Source organism: Pseudomonas carassii (assembly GCF_036324045.1).
GTDB lineage: Bacteria > Pseudomonadota > Gammaproteobacteria > Pseudomonadales > Pseudomonadaceae > Aquipseudomonas > Aquipseudomonas peradeniyensis.
In genome coordinates this window covers 1-6,074 of record NZ_JAZDCT010000069.1, presented here as the reverse complement: position 1 = coordinate 6,074, position 6,074 = coordinate 1, and the positions used below count along the sequence as shown (strand labels likewise).

The following is a 6,074-nucleotide window of genomic DNA, read 5'->3' as shown; positions in this document are numbered from 1 at the left end:
GCTCAGGCCTGAACAACGGTTTCTTCATTACCCCCTTGATCCACACGACGGCAATCAGCGACACCACTGCCAGTACCACCCCCGCCGTACCGAAGACCTTCAGGTTCATCTCCGGGCTGGGCGAGGCATGCCAGATCGCGTACAGCATCCCAGCAATGCCGAACAGCTGCGGCAGTGGGTAGAACGGTGTACGGAATGGCCGCTCCAGATGAGGATAGCGATGGCGCAGGGCGATCACGTCCAGGTGCACGATGATGTACGCCAGCAGCCAGGCCAGCGCGGCGGCCAGCAGCAACAGGTTGATCGCCGCGGCGTCCTGCCCCATCAGCAGGATCGGCAGGCCGGTGATCGCCGCCACGAACAGCACGGCTACCCAGGGCGTGCGCGCCCGCGGGCTGAGCTGCTTGAACTGGGGGAACGCCTGGCCGTTGCAGGCCATGCCGTAGAGCATGCGCGGAATGGCCGCCAGCGACGTGTTGAGGGTGCTGCAGGTGGCGGTCACCGCGGCGATCACCAGGAACACCTCGCCGGTCTTGCCGAACACCGTGGTGGCGAACAGGTAGTGGGGCAGGGCGTCGCTGCTCAGGGCTTCGCGGGGTATCAGGAACAATGCACCCAGGCCGTACAGGCCGATGGTGGCGAAGATCACGGTCAGGCCGATGATCATCGAACGCGGAATGTTGCGCTCGGGCTTGCGGGTTTCTTCCACCAGCGAGCAGACGAACTCGGCGCCGACGAAGCCCCACACGGCCATGGCGGTCAGCGCCAGCACACCGGCGCCCATGGGGTTCCAGTCGCCCTGCAGCAGGGTGGTGGTGACCCCTTCGGCATGCCCTTCGCTGATCGCGGCGACGCCGAGGATCAGCAGTACGATCACCATGACCACGGCCATGGCGCTTTGCAGCTTGGCGAAGATGTCGATGCCCATCAGGTTGAGGCCGGTGAACAGTGCGAGCACGCCAAAGGCCACCGAGTATTGCGGGAACACCCCGGGGTAGACCTTGCCGACGATCAGGTCGAGCAACAGCAGCTCGGCCGACAGGGCGAACATGGCCACCACCACGTAGCCGGAGAAGGTCGCCAGGATCGCCGGGAAGTGCCCCAGCGCCACTTCGGTGTAGCTCGACAGGCTGCCGGCGCGTGGCACCAGCAGGGCCAGTTCGGAGAAGGAAAAGGCGTAGCTCAGGGCCAGCAGGTAGGCCAGCCCCAACGGCACGATGAAGCCCAGGCCGGCGGCGCCGACCCCCTGTAGCATCATCACCATCACCCCTTGCGACACCACCAGGCCCACGGCCACCGCCAGCAGCGACCCCAGCCCCAGGACCCGGCGAAAGCCGGCTTGATCGTGCTGCACGCTGGCAGGCACGGACGCACTTGCACTCATGACAGTTTCCCCGCTCTTTGTTGTTGTAGTTGCGCCAGATACTGGGACAGGGGGCGGGGCGGGGAAATTAGTAAATATGTGGTTGCTGGGCAGGAAAAAGCTATGCGCGTCAACGCCGACCTGTAGGAGCGGCCTTGTGCCGCGAAAGGGCTGCATGGCAGCCCCGGCGGTTGATGCTATAACGCTAAAACCCAGGGGCTGCTGCGCAGCCCTTTCGCGGCACAAGGCCGCTCCTACAGAGCTCGCCAATTCTGTGGTCAGAAGGTCGCCTTGACCTGCAAGCCGAACACCAGCGCGTTGTCGATGGCCTTCCCGGAAAACGCCCCCGGCTCGATGATGTACTGCACATCCGGTCGCAGGTTCAGCCACGCGGTGGCCTGGTAGCCATAGCTCAGCTCGACCAGTTGCTCGGCGCTGTCGAGGTTCGGGAAGGGCTGCCCGGCATCGACAGTCGCATCTTCCAGCACCGCGCGGCTGCGTGGATTCGGCACTGCGCGGCCATACCCCAGCGCGACGGTATCCCGCGGCCGGCCTTCGAACGGTTTGTACAAAACCACCCCCGCGCCATACCACTTGGTGAACGGCGAGGCGGCCTTGCTCGAGGCCGAGTACTGGCCGAAGGCATGCAGGCTGCGCCCGGGCAATACCGGGTCGTTCCACATGGCCTGGTCGACCAGCAGGTAATGCCCGCCACGGCCGGCGACTTCCTCGTTGCTGCCGATGCGCTTTACGTTCGAGCTGTCGTAGTAGTAACCGAGCTTGTACTCGCCCGGCAGTTCGCCGCGCAGCTTGTACACCAGCTCCACCGGGACCACGGTGCCGGTGGTGTGCTTGGGCCCCAGGTGCCAGGCCCGGCTGGCATTGCCGTTGCTCTCGGGATCGACATTGAACGCCGCCACCCGCAGTTGCCAGTCGGGCGTCAGGTCATATTTCACCCGCGCGCCGAGGTGGGCGTTGGGGTAGTTGGTCCAGCCACTGCCGCCGGACATGTTCAGCGGGTGACCGCAGAAGCCGGCGTTCATGAAGTTGCACAGGATGCCGCTGTCCAGGCCGCCGAGATCATTGCCCATGGCCATGTAGCCGAGCTTGAAGTTAAGCGTGGGCGACAGGTTGCGCTCGTAGCTGAGCTCGGTCAGGCGGGTGTAGAGGCCGCCGTAGTTTTCCTGGATCGGCAGGCGGTTGCCCACCAGGTCCTCCGAGGCGCTGTTGCCGCGGCGGTCGTTGACGGTCAGCTGGACCTTGCCGCCGTTGTCCAGGCCGTACAGCTTCGACAGGTCGAACTGCACGCCGAGCTTGAGGTTCTGCGAGTAGCGGGCCGAGCGGTGCAGGCCGCCATGGGCGTTGTAGGCGGTCTCGCCGCTGTAGTCGCCGCTGAAGGTGATGCCGTCTGCCGCGAGCTGGTGGCGCAGGCCGCCCCAATCGCCGGTCAGAGTGTTGCGGGTGAGCAGGTCGCCGTCGGCGAGGGCGGTGGTGCTGGCCAAGGCCAGCAGCAGTGTGGAGGGGAGGCGGGAGCGCATTGCGATATTCCTGGACTCAAGGGTAGAAGCCATCGCGGGGCAAGTCGCATCGGCGCACCGCCGCTGCGACTTGCCCCGCGATGAGGCCGGCGATTTACGGCAGGGCGTAGGAAATGACGTAGTCGCCACGATCGGTCGACTGGCGCGCACCACCGGCGGTGACCACCACGTACTGCTTGCCGGTTTTCGGCGACACGTAGGTCATCGGGCCGCCCTGGCTGCCGACCGGCAGGCGGGCCTTCCAGATCTCGTTGCCGTTGCCGCTGTCGTAGGCGCGCAGGTAGAAGTCCTGGGTGCCGGCGATGAACACCAGGCCACCCTGGGTGGACAGGGTGCCGCCGAGGGTCGGCAGGCCGATCTTGATCGGCAGGTGCATGCGGATACCCAGGGGACCGGTGTCCTCGACGGTGCCGACCGGCACCTGCCAGGCGATCTGCCGGGTCTTCATGTCGATGGCAGTGAGGGTGCCGAACGGCGGCGCCTGGCACGGAATACCGGCCACCGACAGGAAGCGGTTCTTGTTCACCGCGTATGGCGTGCCCTTGAGCGGTACCGCGCCCATGCCGGTGTTCAGCGCCTCGCCGCCGCCCGCCGCCGCGCCCTGGTTCTGCGACGGGATCATCTGGATCCACAGGCCCAGGCGCATGTCATTGACGAAGATGAAGCCATGCACCGGGTCGGTGGAGAGGCTGCCCCAGTTCATGCCGCCCAGCGAGCCCGGGAAGCTCAGCGACAGGTCGGTGCCGGGCGCGGTGTACAGGCCGTCGTAGCGCATCTTCTTGAAGTCGATGCGGCACAGCAGCTGGTCGTACGGGGTGGCGCCCCACATGTCCGATTCGGTCAGGGTCTGCGCGCCGATCTGCGGCATGCCCACCGACTTCGGCTGGGTCGGCGAATACGGCTCGTTGGGGATGTTGCCCGGCTTCACCGCTACTTCGTCGACCTGGGTCAGCGGCCTGCCGGTGGCGCGGTCGAGCACGTAGATCTGCCCGGCCTTGGTACCGATCACCAGCGCGGGCACGCTGTTGCCGTCATCCTTGGTGAAGTCGATCAGGCTCGGCTGCATCGGCAGGTCGAAGTCCCAGAGGTCGTTGTGCACGGTCTGGTACACCCACTTCTGGTTGCCCGTGGTGGCGTCCAGGGCCAGCACCGAAGCGCCGTAGGTGTGGTCCAGCGCGTTGCGTTCGACACCGTAGATGTCGGTGGACGAAGAGCCCATCGGCAGGAACAGGGTGTTCATCGCCGGGTCGTACGACATCGGTGCCCAGCTGTTGGGGGTGCTGCGCACGTAGGTCCGGTCGCCTTGCGGGGCGTCGCGGTCCTGCGGGTTGCCCGGGTCGAAGGCCCAGCGCTGGGCGCCGGTGATCACATCGAAGCCACGGATCACGCCGCCGGGCATGTCAGTCTGGACGTTGTCGGCGACGCGGCCGCCGACCACCACGGTGGTGCCGGCCATCAGCGGTGCCGAGGACAGCTGGTAGTAAGAGTCCGGCACATTGCCCAGGCCGGCCTTGAGGTCGACCTGGCCGTTGTCGCCGAAGCCTTCGCAGAACGCGCCGGTGTCGGCATCGACCGCGATCAGGCGGGCATCGATGGTGTTGGTCAGCAGGCGGCGTTGGCAGTTGGCGCTGGCTGGCACGCGGGCCACGCTGACCGGGGTGCTGTCGGGCTGTGACGGCTGGACGATCGGCGCGCCGGCGTCGAAGTAGGCCAGGCCACGGCAGCGTTGCCAGACCTTGGACTGGGCATTGATGGCGTTCTTCCACAGCTCCTTGCCGGTGTCGGCGTCGAGGGCGATCAGGTTGTTGTGCGGGGTGCAGATGAACACCTTGTCGCCTACTTGCAGTGGGGTGAGCTGGTCTTCGGCGCCATTGCCGTCGCTGAGGGCGACGTCACCGGTGTGGTAGGTCCAGGCCACCTTGAGCTGGTCGACGTTGCCACGGTTGATCTGGTCCAGCGCGGCGAAGCGGCTGCCGCCCTCGGTGTTGCCGTAGTGGGCCCAGTCCTTCTGCTGCTGGCCGGGTTCCACTGGCGTCAGGCCCGGGCCCTTGCCGGTGGGGGCGACGCTGGGATGGGCGACGAACATGTTGCCGGCGGCGATCACCAGCGCCACGCCCAGCAGGCCGGCGACGCCATAGGCGCCACGCGCAGGGCGTAGGACCAGTTGCGGATACACCAGCGCCACCACCAGGCCGATGGCGGCGAACATGAACAGCCGCGAGAACAGCGGCCAGAACACCAGCCCGGCGTCGGCCACGGCCCAGACGGCGGTGCCGGCGAGAAACACCGCGTACAGCCAGGCGCCAGCCGGCTTGCGGCGGGCGATGAGCAGGCCGGCGATGGCCATGGTCATGCCGCCGACCAGGAAGTACCAGGAACCGCCCAGGCCGGCCAGCTTGATGCCGCCGGCGGCCAGGAGCAGGCCGAGCAGGGCGATGACGACGCCCAGGCCGACCAGGACGAAGGTTGAGGCGCCAGCGGCGCGGGGTGAGTCTTTCATGCCAGGGATCTCGCAGGTGGAATGCGAGAAGTTTAAGCCCTTAGCAAGCTAATTAACAAGTTAGTACATTTTGTTTCGTGCAAGATCCTATAGGCTGTGCGTTTCCCCGTGTGGGAGCGGCGCTTACCCCTGTAGTGATGAGTAAGCGCTCAAACCTGCAACCCCTCCAGCAAACAGCGCAACGCCCCCTTGACCCGCTCCGCCGCCGCCTGCGGATCGTCCTGGGCAATCACCCACATGCCGCTGTCGCCCATCGCGCCATTGATCAGGTGGGCCATGGCCACGGCGTCGAAGGCGCGCAGCCTGCCGGCCTGCTGCAACTCCACCAGCCCTTGGGCCATGGGCCCGATGTAGCTGGCTTCCTCCAGTTCGCGCAGCCGAGGGCCGAGCACCCCGGGGGCGTCTTGCAGCAGGATGCGGCGCAGGGCCGGCTCGTGCAGCAGGTCGTAGTAGTACAGGCAGGTGTCGATATAGCCCTCCCACGGGTCGTCATGAGTGGCGTAGCGGGCATCGATCGCCTGGTTGATCTCCTCGAGCAGGTGCTGCACCACAGCGGTGAACAGCCCAGCCTTGCCGCCAAAATGGTGGTGCAGGGCCCCGCGGGTGAGGTCGGCCTCGGCGCACAGTTCGTCCATCACCACGGCGGCAAAGCCCTTTTCGGCGAACTGGTGGC

4 protein-coding genes are annotated in these 6,074 nt (G+C 66.4%); all 4 read right to left on the bottom strand.

What is annotated here, in order from left to right:
- Nucleotides 1–1,384 (bottom strand): APC family permease (locus tag V0R62_RS26425; RefSeq protein WP_330105795.1); only part of this gene is annotated, 1,384 nt, incomplete at its 3' end.
- A 257-nt stretch (nt 1,385–1,641) separates the two neighbouring features.
- A complete protein-coding gene (locus tag V0R62_RS26420; protein WP_330105794.1) occupies nt 1,642–2,901 on the bottom strand; it encodes a carbohydrate porin in 1,260 nt (419 codons plus the stop codon).
- A 94-nt stretch (nt 2,902–2,995) separates the two neighbouring features.
- Entirely contained in the window at nt 2,996–5,401 is a 2,406-nt protein-coding gene (locus V0R62_RS26415; protein ID WP_330105793.1) for a glucose/quinate/shikimate family membrane-bound PQQ-dependent dehydrogenase, read from the bottom strand.
- A 149-nt stretch (nt 5,402–5,550) separates the two neighbouring features.
- A partial coding sequence (locus tag V0R62_RS26410) for a TetR/AcrR family transcriptional regulator (RefSeq protein WP_330105792.1) occupies nt 5,551–6,074 on the bottom strand: 524 nt, incomplete at its 5' end.